The 18,878-nt window shown below is 42.2% G+C and carries 18 protein-coding genes; 7 read left to right on the top strand and 11 right to left on the bottom strand.

The features are described from left to right. Nucleotides 1-44: 44 nt before the first annotated feature. Nucleotides 45-482, bottom strand: a complete 438-nt coding sequence (locus HHA41_RS03275; RefSeq protein WP_168460502.1) for a DUF2147 domain-containing protein — start codon at nucleotides 480-482, stop codon at nucleotides 45-47. Between the two features lie 154 nt (nucleotides 483-636). Between HHA41_RS03275 and HHA41_RS03270 the strand changes: the two genes are divergently transcribed. Further along, on the top strand, nucleotides 637-1,548 hold the full coding sequence (locus HHA41_RS03270; RefSeq protein ID WP_168460500.1) for an alpha/beta hydrolase: 912 nt from the start codon (nucleotides 637-639) through the stop codon (nucleotides 1,546-1,548). A gap of 134 nt (nucleotides 1,549-1,682) precedes the next feature. Here the strand turns inward: HHA41_RS03270 and HHA41_RS03265 are convergent, their stop codons facing one another. The 6 genes from HHA41_RS03265 to HHA41_RS03240 all read right to left on the bottom strand — a co-directional run bounded on the left by HHA41_RS03265 (nucleotide 1,683) and on the right by HHA41_RS03240 (nucleotide 6,971). After that, nucleotides 1,683-2,246: an NAD(P)H-dependent oxidoreductase gene (locus tag HHA41_RS03265; protein WP_168460498.1), complete on the bottom strand. Its 564-nt coding sequence runs from the start codon at nucleotides 2,244-2,246 to the stop codon at nucleotides 1,683-1,685. Between the two features lie 177 nt (nucleotides 2,247-2,423). Next, entirely contained in the window at nucleotides 2,424-3,101 is a 678-nt protein-coding gene (locus HHA41_RS03260; RefSeq protein WP_168417685.1) for a glutathione S-transferase family protein, read from the bottom strand. Then, the gene (gene dsbD / locus HHA41_RS03255; RefSeq protein ID WP_168460496.1) at nucleotides 3,098-4,990 is read right to left on the bottom strand and encodes a protein-disulfide reductase DsbD; all 1,893 of its coding nucleotides are present in this window, start codon (nucleotides 4,988-4,990) and stop codon (nucleotides 3,098-3,100) included. The genes HHA41_RS03260 and dsbD overlap by 4 nt, the downstream gene beginning before the upstream one ends. 109 nt (nucleotides 4,991-5,099) lie before the next feature. Continuing rightward, complete coding sequence (locus HHA41_RS03250) at nucleotides 5,100-5,870, bottom strand: transporter (protein ID WP_168417683.1); 771 nt, start codon at nucleotides 5,868-5,870, stop codon at nucleotides 5,100-5,102. Between the two features lie 17 nt (nucleotides 5,871-5,887). Then, nucleotides 5,888-6,430 carry an ankyrin repeat domain-containing protein gene (locus HHA41_RS03245; protein WP_168460494.1) on the bottom strand — a complete coding sequence of 181 codons (543 nt, stop codon included), beginning with the start codon at nucleotides 6,428-6,430 and terminating at the stop codon, nucleotides 5,888-5,890. Nucleotides 6,431-6,608: 178 nt separating this feature from the next. Continuing rightward, a complete protein-coding gene (locus tag HHA41_RS03240; RefSeq protein ID WP_168417681.1) occupies nucleotides 6,609-6,971 on the bottom strand; it encodes an HPF/RaiA family ribosome-associated protein in 363 nt (120 codons plus the stop codon). A 548-nt stretch (nucleotides 6,972-7,519) separates the two neighbouring features. On the opposite strand from HHA41_RS03240, the gene HHA41_RS03235 reads away from it, so the two are divergent. From HHA41_RS03235 to HHA41_RS03225, 3 genes are all read left to right on the top strand, one after another. Beyond that, nucleotides 7,520-8,260, top strand: coding sequence for an outer membrane protein OmpK (locus HHA41_RS03235; protein WP_168460492.1), 741 nt, complete (start codon nucleotides 7,520-7,522; stop codon nucleotides 8,258-8,260). Nucleotides 8,261-8,432: 172 nt separating this feature from the next. Next, a complete protein-coding gene (locus HHA41_RS03230; RefSeq protein WP_168460490.1) occupies nucleotides 8,433-9,215 on the top strand; it encodes a sulfite exporter TauE/SafE family protein in 783 nt (260 codons plus the stop codon). Between the two features lie 178 nt (nucleotides 9,216-9,393). Beyond that, nucleotides 9,394-10,809, top strand: coding sequence for a DASS family sodium-coupled anion symporter (locus tag HHA41_RS03225; RefSeq protein WP_168460488.1), 1,416 nt, complete (start codon nucleotides 9,394-9,396; stop codon nucleotides 10,807-10,809). 264 nt (nucleotides 10,810-11,073) lie between these two features. Here HHA41_RS03225 and parE read toward each other — a convergent pair whose 3' ends face one another. Beyond that, nucleotides 11,074-12,954 (bottom strand): DNA topoisomerase IV subunit B, encoded by a 1,881-nt coding sequence (gene parE / locus HHA41_RS03220; protein ID WP_004974183.1) that lies wholly within the window; start codon nucleotides 12,952-12,954, stop codon nucleotides 11,074-11,076. A 14-nt stretch (nucleotides 12,955-12,968) separates the two neighbouring features. Next, entirely contained in the window at nucleotides 12,969-13,553 is a 585-nt protein-coding gene (locus tag HHA41_RS03215; protein ID WP_026438348.1) for a YqiA/YcfP family alpha/beta fold hydrolase, read from the bottom strand. 243 nt (nucleotides 13,554-13,796) lie between these two features. Between HHA41_RS03215 and HHA41_RS03210 the strand changes: the two genes are divergently transcribed. After that, nucleotides 13,797-15,128, top strand: a complete 1,332-nt coding sequence (locus tag HHA41_RS03210; RefSeq protein WP_168417674.1) for an alpha/beta fold hydrolase — start codon at nucleotides 13,797-13,799, stop codon at nucleotides 15,126-15,128. Nucleotides 15,129-15,220: 92 nt separating this feature from the next. Here the strand turns inward: HHA41_RS03210 and HHA41_RS03205 are convergent, their stop codons facing one another. Further along, on the bottom strand, nucleotides 15,221-15,754 hold the full coding sequence (locus tag HHA41_RS03205; protein WP_168460486.1) for a disulfide bond formation protein B: 534 nt from the start codon (nucleotides 15,752-15,754) through the stop codon (nucleotides 15,221-15,223). A gap of 18 nt (nucleotides 15,755-15,772) precedes the next feature. Continuing rightward, on the bottom strand, nucleotides 15,773-17,350 hold the full coding sequence (gene gshA / locus HHA41_RS03200; protein ID WP_168460484.1) for a glutamate--cysteine ligase: 1,578 nt from the start codon (nucleotides 17,348-17,350) through the stop codon (nucleotides 15,773-15,775). Nucleotides 17,351-17,668: 318 nt separating this feature from the next. Here gshA and HHA41_RS03195 point away from each other — a divergent pair, with 318 nt between their 5' ends. Together HHA41_RS03195 and HHA41_RS03190 are read left to right on the top strand one after the other, a co-directional pair. Continuing rightward, on the top strand, nucleotides 17,669-18,208 hold the full coding sequence (locus HHA41_RS03195) for a DUF924 family protein (protein WP_168460482.1): 540 nt from the start codon (nucleotides 17,669-17,671) through the stop codon (nucleotides 18,206-18,208). A 47-nt stretch (nucleotides 18,209-18,255) separates the two neighbouring features. Then, on the top strand, nucleotides 18,256-18,828 hold the full coding sequence (locus tag HHA41_RS03190) for a hypothetical protein (RefSeq protein WP_168460480.1): 573 nt from the start codon (nucleotides 18,256-18,258) through the stop codon (nucleotides 18,826-18,828). The last annotated feature ends 50 nt before the right edge of the window (nucleotides 18,829-18,878 follow it).

The raw sequence follows: 18,878 nt of genomic DNA, 5'->3' as shown, positions 1-18,878 counted from the left end.
TCTTAGTTGCTAAGACTGCCTTAGCGACAGCCTTAAACGACAACTTAGTTTGCGCGAATCCAAGTTTGGTTACGACCTAATGCCGCTACACCAATGAAACCGCGTAATTCAAGTTTCTTACCACCATTGGCAAGTTTACCTTTAAGTTTGTAGGTCTTACCAGTTTGCGGGTCAAGAATTGAACCACCATCGTAGCTTGTGCCACCCGTATTTTTCAGACCGCGAACAATGGTCAAACCTTTCAAAGATTTGTTGTGGTACGGACCTTCACATTTTGTACAGGCATTTTCTTCACCAGGTGTTAAAATTGACTGAATACTTGCGGTTAAAGTTCCATTTTTTTGCTCAGTAAATCTTACCGTGGCTTTGGGTTGTTTGGTTTTATCGTCAATTGTTTTCCAAACTGTGCCGTTAAGCGGATCTGCAGCATTGGCTAAAGCGCTTAAACCTAACAGCCCGAATGCAAGTACAATTTTTTTCATTGTTTTGTTTCCCTGGTCTACTATCAGACAACTTTATTATTAAAAAGTCACAACAAATTTGCAATTTTTGAATGTGACCGTTTAGTGTACCCTTGTAAATTATGTTGGTAAATACACAAATATCCGATCAAATAAAGAACAAAATGGAAAAATCATGAAGATTAACCCCATGTGGAAACAAATTATTACAGAGCGGTTTTTAAAAACCACCATCCGCACACCTAGTCAGTTAAATTTACCACCCAATTCTTTACGTTTTGCACTTGAGCAAATGTGTCGTTTGTTTCCTATGCAAAAGTCGGTGCAGGTACGCACATTGCGTTTGGCAGGTTTACGTGCCGAAGAATTAAAACCTCAGGATGCTGCTACACAGCTAATTTTTCATATTCATGGCGGGGCTTTTTTTCTAGGTTCTTTAAATACGCATCGGGCATTTTTAAGCCAAGTGGCGGCACGTACTCAAATGCAGGTCATTCATGTCGATTATCCTCTTGCACCTGAGCATCCGTTTCCTAATGCCTTAGAAGCTGTCTTTGATGTTTATCAAAGTCTTTTAACACAAGGTATTCAAGCCAAAGACATTATTTTGTCTGGCGATTCTTGCGGGGCAAATCTGGCTTTGGCACTGGCCTTGAAAATACGGGATGAGCAATTGCCACAAGTCAGCGCCCTGATGCTGCTTTCACCCTTTCTGGATTTAACGCTCACCAGTGAATCCTTACGCTATAACCGCAAGCATGATGCCCTACTCTCGATTGAAACACTAGAAACAGGCATTGATTATTATGTGCCGCCTGAACTGGATCGTGCTGCGCCACAAATTTCACCCTTATTTGATGATTTACACGACTTGCCCCCTGTTTTGGTACAAGTTGGCTCTAAAGAAATTTTGTTGGACGATGCAGCCCGTTTTAAAGAAAAAGCTGAACAAGCAGGGGGAGAAGTACATTACAAACTCTACACAGGCATGTGGCACAATTTTCAAATGTTTTCGCCATGGTTTGATGAAGCCAAGCAAGCTTTGGCAGATTTGGCTGAATTTGCTCATCTGCAAGATCAAAGCTAAATTTGAAATTAAGCTAAAACCGTTGATGACATCATTGCAGCTCTATGCGCGTAAACGGAGTTTTCAATAAAACTGACAATAAAAAAGCTCAGCATCCTTAAGATACTGAGCTTTTTTATTGGGAAAAATACAGCCTAAATTGCCTGAATTTGTTGCAAGGCCTTAGCAACTGCCTGATCTTTAAATTCAGACATACTCACACCTTCCGCACGAATCACTTGCACATCATTCACGCCTGTAAAATTGAAGATGGTTTTTAGAAAATCTTCCTGAAAATCGGCAGGGCTGTTATCACCATAGACGCCACCACGGCTACTGGCGATATACGCTGTTTTCTCACCCGCCAAGCCCACAGGACCTTGCTCGGTATATTTAAAAGTTTTGCCTGCCACACTAATGCGGTCAATCCATGCTTTCAAGGTAGAAGTCAAACCAAAGTTATACATGGCAGCACCCACGACCACGACATCGGCATCTATATATTGCTGGATAATTTTTTCACCCAAAGCGGCTTGTTCTACATCTTGGCCCATTAAAATTTCGGCAGTTAAATGCGGAATCGGTTGCTGTGCCAAATCTAAATAATCGACCTGCGCATGGGCATGTTTTGCAGTCAGTTGTTGCACAATGGCCTGACTCAACTGACGTGAAACTGAATTTTCACCTAAAATACTGGAGTCGATATGTAAAATTTTCATGGCTGCATCTCAATTCTTTATTCATTCAATAAAGTTATTTTAATCTTTGCGCTAAATTGAATAATCTGGAGAATTAAGACACTCTGTTTTATTTTTGGAACAAAATTGGCAAGATCGCTGCGCCACAACCCACTTTGGTTATGCAATAGCTACTCCAAATTTACACGACTACTCCATTCAGACTTGGCTTTGATAAGGTTCCAAATAATTGACCCACATTGGCTCTTGTAAAGCTGCTTGCATCCAAGCCTGCATAGCGGGATGCTGCATCACCAGTTGCATATACTGCTGACTTTCTGCGCTCACGGGCAAAGCATAAGTCATAAAACGTGTCACCACAGGGGCATAAAAGGCATCGGCAATGCTGAATTCACCACATAAAAAGCCACCTACAGTTGGGCGTGTTGCCCAAATCTGTTCAATGCGAGCCACATCCTGCCTCAAACCTGCATGTTCTTGCCATAATTTTGCGCCAACTTCCGCTAAATTGGCGCGAATATTCATCCCACATAAACTGCGTAAATCTGTAAAACCGCTGTGCATTTCTGCACAAATACTGCGTGCCCAAGCGCGTTGTTGTGCATTACGTGGCCACAGGGCTTGCTCTGGAAATTGCTCAGCCAAATATTCACAAATGGCAAGAGAATCCCAGACCAATAATCCATCATGCAATAAAGCAGGTACTTTACCGTTTGAGTTCACTGCCAGCACCTGCTGTTTAAAATTACCCTGACCACGTTCTGTGGGAAAATTGATCTGAATTTCCTCAAAAGGCAGATGAAATGCTTTTAACACCAGCCACGGACGCAGCGACCAGCTCGAATAATTTTTATTGGCAATATACAGTTGCATCATAATTGTGATTCCTGTGCTGTGTCCAACTGACTGAGCTGTTGCAATAAAGTACGCTCGGTAAATGCACCTGTTAAACGTAAACTGCGAATTTCTTGTTGTTGTGCATCTAAAAACAAGAATGTCGGTGGCCCTAAAATTTCCCATTGATTAAGCAAGGCCTGATGACTTTCATCATAATCACTTAAATCGAGTTTAATCAGATAATACGCTGCCAATGCCTGTTTAACCTCAGCAGCCTTCAATACTTGCTGCTCAATCGGACGACACGCTACACACCAGTCGGCATAAACATCGATCATCACTTGCTGATTTTTAGGGGCTTGAGCCAGTAACTGTTGTAATTCGGCAGCAGTTTTGGCCTGATGCCATTGTAATCCTACTACACTTTTTTGCTGCCAAAAGCGCTGACTGTGTTGATACTGGCTATAAATCAGATAAGGCACAACCAACAATAACGCACTCACATAAAGGGCTCGCAAGCCACCATGATAGCGGCTTAAACGATGCAGCACATAGCCAATAAAACTGAGTCCAAGTGCCAAGCTAAGCCATTGCAGCCATGCTTCACCAATTAAAGGACGGACAAAATATAGTGCTAAAGCCAGCATAATAAAGGCAAACAGCACTTTAATTTGATGCATCCACAAGCCTGCTCGCGGCAATACTTTTGCCCCAAGCACACTGGCCAACAATAACGGCGTACCCATGCCAAAACCGAGTGTAAATAGTAGTAACGCACCCTGTATCTGACTTTGGGTTTGGGAAATAAACAATAATGCCCCTGCTAACGGCGCAGTCATACACGGCCCAACCAACAAGGCAGATAACATGCCCATTAGCGCAGCACCAGCTAAATTACCGCCCTTTTGCATAGATTGCGCCTGATCGAGTCGATTGACCCAAGCACGTGGTAACTTGATTTCAAACAAACCAAATAGGTTTAAAGCAAACAGCACAAATAACAGGCTAAAGGCAATTAAGGTTGCAGGCTGCTGCAACCAACGCTGAAAATTCAAACCTGCTGATGACGCAATTAATCCCAACAGCGCATAGACCATGGCCATACTGCAGACAAAGACCAGTGCAATCATCCATGCTTTGATGCCTTTGTGTTCACGTACCAATAGGGAGGTCAAAATGGGCAACATCGGCAAAGAACACGGGGTAAAAGCCAGCAGCAGCCCCAATCCAAAAAATAATAGCAAACCATAGGCCAACGAGCTTTGTGCCAGTTTTTCAGACCACTGCTGATCTTGTGCCGTTATAGGTTGTGCAGCTTCAGGGCTTGTCTGCAAATCAGTTGGAGAATTGGCAGGTGCAGTTGAAAATCCTTCACGAGTGGAACTACTTTGCCCAGCCCAAATACTTTTTTGTGATGCACTTTGATTTTCTAAAATGACCAAACCTGTGTTATCGGTCTGGAATTCTATGCGCTGCGGTGGATAACAAATCCGATCTTGGGCGCACCCTTGCCAAGTCACTTGATAGTGCTGCGCAGTTTGGGTGGGAATTTTAAAACTCACCTGCCGATAATAAACTTGAGTGTGTCCATAATTTTCATCATAAACATCTTCAGCGGGAGGCAACTCCAAAGCCAGCACTTGCTGCCCATGCTCGACCTTAAATTGATGTCGATACAAATAATACTGTTCAGGCATGTTCCAGCGCAGTTCTGCCTGATGCGAATCTACAGATTCAACACTAAACTGAAAGGCTTTTTCGGGCGGAAGTAATGGCGTTTCTGCCTGCACATTCAAACTGAACAGCAACAGCCAACCCAACAATAAAATACGCACAGCTTTATGCAAATAGTGACTCAGATGATAAGCCACGCCTCGAATCACTGCATTTAACTGTGCTGCACTCGGCTGAAAAAAAGGCGGTGTCATCTTGTTTTAGCTGCCTCCGCATACACTTTGTTGTTATTGAATAAATGCAGCGCGTGAAATCACTGTTTACACGCGCTGCATTTTGAGTTGTTGTTTAAGTGCTGTTCACTTAAAACAGGAACGACATCCCTAAACCTGCACGGTAACTTTTATCTGCACCGTCTAAATCTACACCAACACTGGCATCGAGTTGGGTACGCTCATTCAGTGTATAAATCAGCCCTGAACCCAAACCATATTCATAGTCCTGACTTTCTGCTTTGCGATATACCAACTCAGAAAAACCCGACCATTGATCATTTAAACGATATTGAATATTTGGAATCGCAGTTGCCGCCCAATCACTATTTTGCACCGCATAACGCATGGTGATGCCCGTTTTTAATAGGTCGCTATATTGATAGCTCACCGCTGTGCTTAAACTGTAAATATCGTCATGTTCAGTAAAACCGTCATTGCCTGTGGCAATTAACGCTTCTAACAATACTGCCATCGACAATTTATCGTCATTTAAATCAATTGCTTGTTTTAGGCCAATGCTGACATCGCCCAAACCATCATCTTCAACCGATTGCCCTGCAGTTTTGCTTTGGCTCCACGCGGGACCCTGCCAACCTAGTTGCAACTCTAAGTCCTGCATTAAACCTGTACGCAACAACATGTCAGCATTTAAGCGTGTGGTTTTCACTGTTTCGCCCAAAGCGTTGTTACTTTCCTGATAACTTGCACTTGGTAAAGCCTGTTCCCAAGCCAATTTTCCTACAGGGGTGATGCCTGTGCTCATTCCTGCACCAGGACGATCAAATTCAAACTCGGTTGCTCCAACCTGCATACTGATCGCTGCTGCCACCAGAATTCCAACTGTTTTTAATGCTGACATATTTTTAATCTCTGCAGTTAGGCCAATTCTTTACTCATTTTTGCGCCATGGCGACGCAACAATTCTAAAGTCTGTTGTTCTTCTGGCAAAGCATCAGACCATTGAATTTCATCAAAATCACAGTCAAACAATAAATCACTGATTGAAGATAAAATAGTTAAACCGTCTTCATCTTTGGTATTTGGATCCACTTTTTCATCTAACAGACGTTGTACGGCAGGTGCACATGCTGCACTCGCAGCATCCCAAAGTGGTCCGTAGACTTCTTCGGCATCCCATAAATGCAAATTCACTTTGGCTTGAATCAAGGCTTCTAAAATATCTAGATGGACTTGTAAATCTTGTTGTTTTTGCTGATCACTTAATGGCTGACCCGCTTCATAAGCTTCACAAATTTTTTCCCACCACTGAAATAAACCGTCAGACCAGACCGAAATGACAGGCCCCTTTTCGGCATCCATAAAATTCGGATCCAAACCCTCTGCCAAAAGGCGTTGCACTTGGGCAAGGTCTAATTCTTCTATTGCTTGCACCAAAACTTGTTGTTGCGCAGTTAACATGCAGAAAGCTCTCTTCAATCAATATTCAATTTAAGACTATTATGCCCAATAAAGCGGCATTTGTATGAGATAAATGTCAGCAAATCGTGAATTTACATCTGCACAGTTCTATCAGGCATAAAAAAGCCCCGCAATATTTGCGAGGCCAGAAGTCTGCAGTACTTAAACTGCATGTTTCTTATTCGTCAGCATCGACATCTGTATCTACAAATTCAGGGCGTGCACCACGAGGGTTTTCATTTTTTTCAAACGCATGTTCTAGGCTGCGTTTTAAACGGTCAATCGCACCATGAATTGCAGTATCAATGTTGTGACCACGATGATTTACAACCACTGGTTTTAAACCTGCTGGACGGGCTTCAATCATGCAACGGATGTCGTCATCACCGCCTTTTTCCCCATTTTCATCACTAAAATGTACTGAAAAATGGGTAATACGCTCACTGTGGCGTTGGAATTCATTATTCAGTTCTTCACGAACGTAACTAATTAATCGATCACTGTTTTGAATGTTTTTATCGGTACGGATTTCAATATTCATGATTTCATCCTCTTGCGTTCGTTATTTCTGAATCTTGTTGTGCCAAAATCTTACATATAATTTTATACATATACATTTTAGCGTGTTTATAATGTGCTGTTTTTACAGCATAAAGTACATCTTCAACTTAGTTTGGAATAACTTCCTCCCGTTTGAATGATGAACACTTTTAAGTCTGCAGAACCGTGTCCCTATACCTTGAATATCGGGCCTATCTAAAAAATATGCAAGCGATATTTATAGAAAAGCAGCAAAAGAATAACCCTTTTAGGACAAGTTTTCGCTCAGATGTTCAATAAGCAACCAATTTGACTGTTCAAGCAGATGTGATTGATTTTTCAACACAGAAACTTGATGCTTTTAAGGGGCTTAGCATGGCATGCAAAAAGCTAGACATTATTTTTACCATTGGTTTTAAATCCTGCAAAAATGCAGCGCTTTTAGAATTGGCAAAAAATACCAAGAAATGACCTGTCAATAATCGAATTTTGCTTTATTTTTGCTTAAGAATCTGTATCCTTGAAACGCTTTTCTTGGGGTCTTATTTTATGAAATTTACACATATTGCTGCGCTATGCGCTCTCTCTACTGCTGCAACTTTTACGCAAGCAAATCCTATTGTATGGCAGGATTTCAGCTTGACTGGTCTTTATGGTGAAAACTATGAAGTAGGTACTGAAGATCGTACGACTCTTACTGCTGAATATGCAGCTAAACTCAAATATTCTGATGTGTTCTTCTTCGTTGACCAACAATGGGATGGTAATGATGATGACTCAACCTATTTTGAATTAGCACCACGTTTAAGTTTGGGTGAAATTACAGGTCAAAACCTATCTTTTGGCCCAGTGAAAGATGTTCTCATTGCAACGACTTGGGAACATAATGCAGGACATGGTGCAAATACTGAATTTAATAACTTTTTATACGGTGTAGGTTTCTCTTTAGACATTCCATATACGCAATATGCAAATGTAAACTTCTACAAAGCAGATAACGATAAGAATATCTCTAAAGATGATTATCAAATGACCATCACTTATGCTGTACCATTTAAAATTGGTTCTGAAGAGTTCTTGGCTGATGCGTTCCTAGACTGGTCTACTGCAGAAGATGACCACGCCAGTGAACTCAACTGGACTTCTCAATATAAATGGAATGTGGGTAAACACATTTCACCTAAAACTAAATTATATGTGGGTATCGAACACTCTGTTTGGAACAACAAGTTTGGTATTAAAGGCGTAGATCAAAACGATGTTAGCGCATTGGTAAAATACCACTTCTAAGCCAGCCTGATCGCTATTCAAAAAAGCAAGACTTCGGTCTTGCTTTTTTATTGGCTGTTAAAATTTTTTAATTTATATTCAGGTATAAAATTAGCATGCGACTCATTTGTACTTCACTTAAAACTCCGCTACATTTACTTTAAATTTCAAATAAAAAGCAATGTGACTTCACATGCAAAAAACTGATTTTATTATTCTGCTATTTTGTGCCATTGCCGCAATTTTACATGGCATGAGTGGTTTTGGCTTTCCCATGCTTAGCACCGCTGCAGTGGCGATGCTGTATCCGCTGAGTACCGCAGTCGCCTTGGTTCTCATTCCCTGTTTACTGTTAAATCTATACATGTTGCGGGGTGACACCAAGCAATCTTTATTGAGCAGTTTATATGGCTACTGCAAAAAATATTGGGGCTTAATTCTCAGTGCGTTAATTGGCAGCTATTTAGGCGTCAGTTTGCTGCTGATTCTAAATGAAGGCTATTTAAAATTTGCGATGGGGACACTGATTCTGCTTTACGTGGCCGATCAGTTTAGAACCCGCCCCTTACAAATTTCAGCCTCACTGAAAAATATGCTGATTTTTGGTTTTCTAGCAGGTGTGATTGGTGGAGCCACCAATGCCATGGCACCGTTTTTAATGATGTATTTGCTCAGCACCCAACACAGTAAAACCGATATTGTGGTGATTAGTAATCTTAATTTTATTGTCTCTAAACTCATTCAACTGGCAGTGTTATATCCAGTAATTCAACAATTTAGCAGCACACAATTTAAGGTTTTGGCGCTAATTTGCCTAATTTCTGTAGCAATGGTTTATGTGGGCAGTCTGATTCGTAAAAATATTTCTCAGGCTGTATTTAAGCACATTGTTTTTACTTTACTTAGTTTCATGGCTATTTACGCAATTGCTCAAGGATTAGCCATCATCACAAAACAGCCTGCATTGTTGATATAAATCAATAAAATGAACATAACAAATGGAAAATTATTTAGATTTTTTTTTAGCTTAAATAATTTTTTACACCTATAATTAAGACTAGCTTAAAAAACAGTCTGTTAAGACTGCTTCGGTCGTTTGCACCGACCAATCTTCCAACTTTTCCTTTTATTCCATTTTTACGGAGCGAACTTCTATGGAAAATAACCATATAGAAGTGCCAGCCAGTATTAAGCGAAAAGAACTGATCAAGACTTGGGCCATTGTTATTCTTGCGACCCTGCTCTCTTTCGGTTTGTATAACGTCTTACCCTATGATGAAAACGCCAATAAGGGTCTAAGTCTGTTGCTTTTTATTGGTATTTTATGGCTCACCGAAGCGGTACACATTACCATTACAGCACTGTTAGTACCTGTGCTTGCTGTGGCTTTAGGTATGCCACTTGAAAATGCCAGCAAAGAACTTGTACCAATTTCAACCAAGCAAGCATTAGCAACTTTTGCAGACCCTGTCATTTTCCTGTTCTTTGGTGGTTTTGCTTTAGCAACTGCGCTGCACATTCAGAAACTGGATCGTAAAATTGCGATGTGGATTATTTCCATGTCGGGCGGTCACTTGGGGATTTCGGTTTTATCTATTTTTATCGTCACTGCTGCGTTGTCGATGTGGATTTCCAACACAGCCACGGCGGCGATGATGTTACCGTTGGCACTAGGTTTGTTATCACACCTCGATGCCACCAAAGAGCGTAAAACCTTCGTTTTCATTTTATTGGGGATTGCCTACTCTGCCAGTTTAGGTGGTTTGGGTACGTTGGTGGGTTCGCCACCAAACGCTATTGCAGCCAAAGCATTAGACTATGACTTTGCTGACTGGATGAAAATTGGTTTACCAATGATGCTGATTTTGCTACCAGCGATGTTGGTCAGCTTATATTTGGTATTGCGTCCAAATTTAAATCAAAAAATTCATTTTGAAACTGAAGTGATTCCTTGGACCAAAACCCGTGTTGCAACGATGATTTTATTCGTATGTACTGCAGTGGCGTGGATTTTTGGTAAAAAACTTAGCGAAACCTTCGGCATTAGCCAACCCGATACATGGACTGCATTAGCTGCTGCATGTTTGGTAGTCATGCTAGGTACTGCATCTTGGAAGCAAGTAGCTGAAAATACCGATTGGGGCGTGTTATTACTGTTCGGTGGTGGTTTAACCCTCAGTGCGATCTTAAAAGATTCAGGCGCATCTTTGGTATTGGGTCAAACCCTTGCCAATACCTTTGGTGATACTTCGCCATTGGTAGTGATTTTTGCGGTGACCATCTTCATTATTTTCTTAACTGAATTTACCAGTAATACAGCGTCTGCTGCGTTATTGGTTCCTGTATTTGCTGCAATTGCAGACCAAATGGGTATTCCAAAAGAAATTTTAGTGGTGATTATTGGTATTGGTGCATCGTGTGCCTTTATGTTACCTGTGGCAACGCCACCAAATGCGATTGTATTTGGTACAGGTCAAATTAAACAAAGTGAAATGATGAGTGTGGGCATGGTGTTGAACGTCATGTGCGTATTTATTATTTCATTATTTGTATATTGGTTCTTTAGTTAAGGATCAATAAAAAATGGAGCACAAGATGCTCCATTTTTTTCGCCTCAATTTTAGAATATTTTTAATCATCAAATGGCTTTGTTGCATAAATATGTAAGCATCTGATTTAAATAAATTTAATTTTGGATCAAAAAATAATCAAAACTTTTAAAATCATATAGTTATGAAATCTTTGTGCAACAAAGCCAACACCAATCAAAATTACAATAAAAAGCATCCATTACTTTTTTGAAATAATGGATGCTTTTTCTAAATTAAATCAGCTTAAACCGCCAAATCGGCTAAATTACCTTTTTGCTCTAACCACACTTTACGGTCTGCAGAGCGTTTTTTAGCCAGCAATTTATCCAATAAACCTGCGGTAAAATGACTATCATCCAAATCGAGTTGCACCAAACGGCGTGTATTTGGATCCATCGTGGTTTCACGTAACTGACTGGCATTCATTTCACCCAAACCTTTAAATCGGGTAATTTGCGGATTTTTGGTTTTGGCTTTTTTCAGCGTATTTTCTAGCTCATCTTCATCTAGCGCATAATGCACATCTTTACCGTCATCAATACGGAATAATGGCGGCATGGCGACATATAAATGCCCATCTTCCACCAAGCTTGGGAAATGCTTCACGAACAAGGCACACAGCAAAGTGGCAATGTGTAAACCATCCGAGTCGGCATCAGCCAAAATACAAACCTTACCATAACGCAATTCAGATAAATCATCACTGCCCGGGTCAACCCCAATCGCAATTGCAATATCGTGTACTTCCTGCGAACCCAAAACCTCGTCCGAAGATACTTCCCACGTATTTAAAATTTTTCCGCGAATTGGCATGATCGCCTGAAAGTTTTTATCACGTGCTTGTTTGGCAGAACCACCTGCGGAATCACCTTCGACAATAAACAGTTCCGATTCTTCACGGGTTTGTCCCACGCAATCTGCCAATTTACCCGGCAAGGCTGGGCCTGAAACAATTTTTTTACGTTCTACTTTTTTCGCTGCTTTTAAACGACGACCTGCTTTGGAAATTGCCATTTCTGCCAATTGCATGGCAATGTCAGAATTTTGGTTCAACCACAAGGCAAAAGCATCTTTGGCGATATTCTGCATAATGCTTGCCGCTTCACGGCTCGATAAACGCTCCTTGGTCTGCCCAGAAAACTGCGGCTCTTGGAACTTTAACGATAAAATGTAGTTAACCCCATCCCAAACATCTTCGGCAGATAGCTTTAAATTGCGCGGCAATAAATTGCGTAATTCACAGAACTCACGTAAAGCATCGGTCACACCAGAACGTAGTCCATTGACATGCGTACCGCCTTGCGCAGTCGGAATCAAGTTGACATAACTTTCCTGAATTTGCTCGCCACCTTCTACGTTCCAACAAATTGCAAATTCTGCACTAGCACGTTCTGCCTCACCTGTCGCCACAAAAGCAGGAGCAGGTACAATCTCACGATCTTCCAGCTCATCCATCAAATAGTCGACTAGACCATTTTCAAACTGCCAGACAATTTTTTCATCGTTAATTTCATCAATGTAATGAATTTCTAAACCTGCAGCCAGTACCGCTTTGGCTTTTAAATTGTGCTTTAAGGCTTTTAGCGCAAATTTAGGTGAATCAAAATATTTAGCTTCAGGCCAGAAATGTACCAACGTACCCGAAGCACGTTTTGGCGCTTTGCCTTCCAAGACTTCTAAAGGTGCAGCGGCTTCGCCCTGATCAAAAGCCATTTTATACAGGTTGCCCTGACGCTGTACGGTCACTTCAACCCGACTGGACAAGGCATTCACTACAGAAATACCGACCCCGTGCAAACCACCCGAAAATTGGTAGTTGTCGGTGCTGAACTTACCGCCTGCATGCAGCTTGGTCAGAATAATTTCAATCCCGCTTTGCCCGTATTCTGGGTGAATATCGACAGGCATACCACGGCCATTGTCTTCTACCGACAAAGAGCCATCTTTATAGACTTTTACGGTAATTTTATTGGCATGCCCTGCAAGTGCTTCATCCACCGCATTATCAATAACTTCTTGCGCCAAATGGTTCGGACGTGTGGTGTCGGTATACATGCCCGGGCGACGACGTACTGGATCTAAACCAGATAAAACTTCAAGAGATTGAGCGGTATATTGAGACACGTTGTACTGTTTCCTTAAGCTAGGGAATCCGATAAAAATTGCAGTAACATCGGAATTTTGTCTGCAAAATCATCCATGGCATGATTGCCGTGCGCTTCAGTCATGATCATGGCCGAAGGTGAGGCAGCACTATAATAACGCTGCGCTTCACGATAATCCAAAACTTCATCGCCTTGTTGCAATAACACCAATATTTTGTCTGCATCTTGCGCAACTGGCAACGCAATGTCTGCTAAGTCATCCAATTGCGCTGCAGTTAAGCTCCAGTTCGGATGTACCACATAGGGCAGCACATCGCCAAACAAGTCCTGAAACAATTGCCATGGTCGCATAGCAGGGTTAATCACAACAGCAGGCACATGATGCTGTGCGACCAGTTGTGTCGCATAAAAGCCGCCTAGACTGCTGCCCACCAATGCCACATTGGGCAAACGTCGAATCAATGCCGATACGTTTGCCAAAACCGCTAAAGGTGGAGCATTTAAATCGGGCAAATGCATCTGAATATCAGGGCGATGCTGCTGCACATAGGCATACAATAGCTGCCCTTTCATGGACAAAGGGCTACTTTGAAAACCATGTAAATAAATCAAATTCATTGTTGCTATGCCCTTATTTTTTCTCTCGATCTCGTGAAATTTAGCCACTTTTTATGTGTTTTTAATTTATTTTTCATGGAAAAATGCAATTGTTAGACAAAAAGACGCGTGCATCTTGGCAGTCATCGGTATTTTAAAAGCAGATCGAAATAAACACGATAAAATGAAAGCGTACAAGTTTATACCGCGAACTCAAGTAAAAATAAAGCGTTCGGTATATGGGAACACAAGGGGCAACACAGTATGCCAAGTTTAACACCACTGCATGAAACCTATTGTAGATGGGACCGTACACCTCCAAGTCAGGCCGATATTTTAGAAGGCTTGGCACAACTGGTCAGCACACGTCTGAATGCTGTCATGACCGATGTCATTCAAACCATCCAGCGTGAAGTCCTGCTTAGCGTGTTTGGCATGAGCGAACAACGCTCCAAAAAATTCCAAAAAACAGCCACATTTCAAAAGCTGTATAAATTTGCCTTTAATAGTTTGCAACAATACGGCTACCACTTTGTTGCACCAGGCTTACGCCATATTAATGCACAATTCCCCAATTTACATGACAAAGCTCTAACCCCCAGCCTGCACTTTTTAGTAGGTGTACTCAATGGGGTGTTGGGAGATTATTTACTCGAGCAGCAAAATCCGCTCGCGTTGCCTATGGTGCTATACGATCACTATGGTGCAGTTCAACAAGGCGATTTGTCTGGGCGTATTGTGATTTTTGCGCATGGTTTGTGTCGTAACCATTTAGATTGGACATCACATCAAATGGGTGGTTTTGGTGAAAAACTACTGGCGCAACGTGATCACAACACCATGCTGTATCTGAACTACAATACAGGACGCAGAATTTCAGCCAATGGGCGTAGTCTCGCCAATACACTGGAAGACTTAATTCAGCGTCATCCTCAAATTACCAGTATTGATTTAATTGGCCACAGCATGGGCGGCTTGGTGTCACGCAGTGCGCTGTTTTACGGCAAACAAAATATGCATGGCTGGATTCATTTGGTGGAAAATCTGGTATGTCTAGGTTCACCGCACCACGGGGCAGTACTGGAGCGTTTTGGGTTCCATTTGCAAGATAAATTAGGCCGCTTCCCGATTGTGAAAATTGTCGGGCATTTGGTCAATATCCGCAGTAACGGTATTTTAGATTTGCGGCATGGCAGTGTGCGTGATGATGACTGGGAACATAATCAGGCACGGATTGGACAGGTCGATGACAATCGTAAACCTGCGCCCTTACCGACCCATATCAACACCTACTTTGTTGCAGGCAGTATTGAGCGTGAGAAAAAACAAAAGCTGAACCGCAAAGTGATTGGCGATTATCTGGTTAGCGTGAAAAGTGCTTTGGGCGAACATCCCAACCCACGTTTTGAATTGAAATTGCCCGAATCACATAAAGCGGTGTTTTATGGTTTAAACCATTTTCAGTTGCCTTATCACCCAAGTGTGGCCGAGCAATTGGTGAAGTGGTTTTATCCACCACAAGAAGATGTACCTGAACAGCAAATCCATGAATTTATTGGTGATTGGTCAAGTTTAGAAGGCATTGCCCTGACTTAAAATTTAAGACTCACCAACTAAAAATATAAAAAAAGCGCCATCTCAGTTTTGTAGATGGCGCTTTTTTAAATCCAATACCAGATAGACTGAACTTATTTTTTCTTGATTTTGCCAAATGAAGCAGGCTCAACAAAAGGATAGTTACGCAGTAATTGCCATAAACTGACCAAGGCCAACACACTAAAAAACAGCAATGACCATACTGGTAAAGACTGCCCCAAGAACGTCCAATCAATTACCGCACATTCGCCTGAACCCGACAGCACTTGCTGCAACACAGACTTCATTGGCAAAGCCTCAACCAAGTAATCCAGTCCCGGACCACAGCTTGGAACTTGATCGGGTGGCAGGTTTTGCAACCATACATGCCGTGCTGCCACACCCACTGACCATAAAATGCCAATACTGCCCAACAAGGCATATATGCGTTTGACCACATTGGAGCGTGGGTTATGCACAAAGGCAATCAGTGACATTACGCCCAAGGCGATTAAACCGACACGCTGAAACACACACAATGGACACGGTGCCAAACCTTGCACATGCTCCAAATACAATGCAAATGCCATCCCCACGACACTGGCTAAAAATAAAAAACCACTTAGCAGACGATAACTAATTTGCATGCTCGAGCCTCGGAATGATTAGCGATATTTTGCTAAATAGTCTGTAAAACTCAGACTATGTTCTTGTTCAAGTTGTTGTTGTTGCTGAATTGATTGTAGCGCAGCAGCATCAAAATAAGCCTGTGTTTCTGGGCTAAGTTGATGCTGCTCATATACATGCGCATGTTGCTGTGCCATATAACTGCCAAAGCCCCACGTTCCGCCATGACGAATAGTATCTGTAATCATATGCGCAGACAGCGTTTCATCCACCTCATGTAAACGCACCATCATGTGTGTTAAGGCATTCGAGTACAATTGGGTGTCATAACTTTGGTCAAGTAAAGCAGCCAAAGGTTGCATGGCGGTGACATAGTGCTGCCCCCACGCTTCAATTGGAGTTTTGACTTCGCCTTCCTGAATTTGTGCATTTGGCGCACGACCACGATTGACCACTTCGGCCTGATTTTGCTCAATAATCGTTTGTTCTGCATCAAACAAGGCTGGGCTGTCGCTCAGTAAACAATACAGCGCCAAGACTTCCAAAAAGCCTGCCGTATGTTCATCAATCCCGATTGGGCTGTATGGGTTAACATCTACCGCACGTAGTTCCACATAACCAATACCACGATTCGCCAAGGCTTGTGATGGTGTTTCACCATCCTGCGGCACTTGTTTTGGACGTACCAAACTGTAGTACTCATTTTCAATTTGCAGGACATGGTCATTAATTTGAATCGCTTCACCCGTTTCATCATCCAAACCTAAACGGCTAAATGGTAAATACGGCGTTTTCACGGCCTTTTGCAGACCATCCAAATAACCCGTTAAGTCGTTGTAATGGATACCGAGTTTTTTCTGTGCCGAGTTTTGATAACCAAAATTACCCATACGCAATGCGGTGGCATACGGCAAATACAACGTACCTCGTAACAACGGCAACAAATGGTGTTCACGCCCTGTCATAAAACACTGACATACCGATGGACTCGCACCGAGCAGGAACATCACCAAAGGCGTTAAACGAATAAAATTACGAATTAAACCCAAATAACGATGGCTGCGATAATCCTGCAAACTGAGCGCTTTTAGCTGATCATCGGTTTCGTGTTGTTGAAGGGCTGCAAATAAATGCTCAGGGAAGGATAAATTATAATGCACCCCTGAAATGGTCTGCATACGGCGGCCATAGCGCACACCCAAACCACGGCGATACAGGGTTTTAAAACGCCCAATATTGGAGCTGCCATATTGCGCCAGTGGAATGCCTTCATCGGTTTCATCAAGCATACACGGCATAGACAGTGGCCAAAGCTTTTCGCCCTCACCCAAGTGCTGATGCACCACACTGTGAATATCACGCAAATACGCCAAAGCCTGCGGAATACTGTTTTGCGGTGGAGTAATAAACTCCATCAACGCTTCAGAATAATCTGTTGTAATGTGTGGATGTGTCAGTGCCGAACCCAAAGCTTGAGGATGTGCTTGCTGCGACAAAAAGCCGTCACTTTGCATACGCAGACTTTCGCGTTCAATCCCGCGCAACATCCCTTGAAGCAGCGCAGCGTCTACCCAGTTCGGTAAAACATCTTGCGCATTTGGTTCGGGTTGACTCATTACACTCTCGCTTAATCCAATACACTACGAATACGACATAAACCACAAGCTGATTTTGGGTCGGTTGCAATTTTCTTAATCATGGGCATGATCTAAGATAAAACCATAACCTTTCAAGTATAACTTGATTTGGCAGCAGTACATGCGCTTGGGCTGTTTTTTCTAACAAAATGATGATTTTGGGGCAGGCTGACATTTTATATAGTGGTCAACGTCAATAAATTTTAATTTGGCAATTTTTTATCACAAAGTTGCACTATAAGACACGTTAAATTTGTGATTTTATAATCAAATGAGCAGAGGTAAATAATAAAGCGTATGAATTATCAAGATTTTTTAGATTTTTGGTTTTCTCCAGCTGCAGAAGCAAATTGGTTTGTGAAAACTGCAGAATTCGACGCCTTACTTGCAGAAAAATTTGCAGAAGTGCATCGCCAAGCTGCGCAGGGAGAATTATGGACATGGCGTGGAACACCCGCAGGGCGTTTGGCTGAAATTATTATTTTAGATCAACTATCACGTAATTTATATCGTAATGACCCACGTGCCTTCGCTCAAGATGGTATGGCCTTGGTCTTGGCGCAGGAAATGATTCATTTAAAACTGGATCAGGACTTAAAGCCAATTGAGCGCCGCTTTTTATATATGCCATTTATGCACAGCGAATCGAAACGCATTCACGAAGTGGCCTTAGGGCTTTTTGAAAGTTTGGATGACCCCACTGTTTTGGGCTATGAACTTAAACACAAAGTGATTATTGACCGTTTTGGACATTATCCGCACCGAAATCAGGTGTTAGGACGTCCATCTAGCGCAGAAGAGCTTGAGTTTTTAACCCAACCCAATAGTAGTTTTTAATTGACTCGGTTGTGATAACGGGTTGAATTGCGCAGGAGAGCTTTCTTATGAAATATTCCCTACTCGGTCTTGCCCTTGCAGGCAGTTTGCTATTTACAGGTTGTGCCACTACACCCTCAAAACCCTTAAGTTTTGAGCAATTAGGACGCTACAGCGCAACACCACTCAATGCACAGACCTATCGAATTAGTTTTCTGGCGGGTCACAACATGAGTTTTGGTACAGCCGAAGAAATCACTTTGGTTAAAGCGGCGCAAACCACACTACAACACGGTTTCCGTTTCTTTAAAGTTTTAGATGACCCAAGTAACCGCAGCCAAAAACCGCCTAGACAAGCGGTGGTCTACCCTGCACCGAGTTATTATCCATACAATTATTCACCGTATGGCTATTATCACCGCCGTGCACCGTTCTGGCCTGACCCGTTTTATGACATGCCACAGGTGGTCAATTTAGATCCAATGCAGGTGTCTTACACCATTCAGTGTTTTAAAGATCAGAAATCTGCCCCTGAAGATGCCTTTGATGCCACATTGATTTTACAGTCTTTAGGCGCTAAATATGGGTTAAGTCCAACAGGACAACCGCTGATTGTGCCTGCTGCCCCTGCGACACAGTAAGGCAGTAATTTGCATCAAGCATTGTTATTTGGTCACTCTCGCTTTAGAAG

This window comes from Acinetobacter sp. A1 (genome assembly GCF_012371315.1).
Lineage (GTDB): Bacteria > Pseudomonadota > Gammaproteobacteria > Pseudomonadales > Moraxellaceae > Acinetobacter.
The sequence above is the reverse complement of the archived record's forward strand: the minus strand, read 5'-3'. Positions and strand labels throughout refer to the sequence as shown.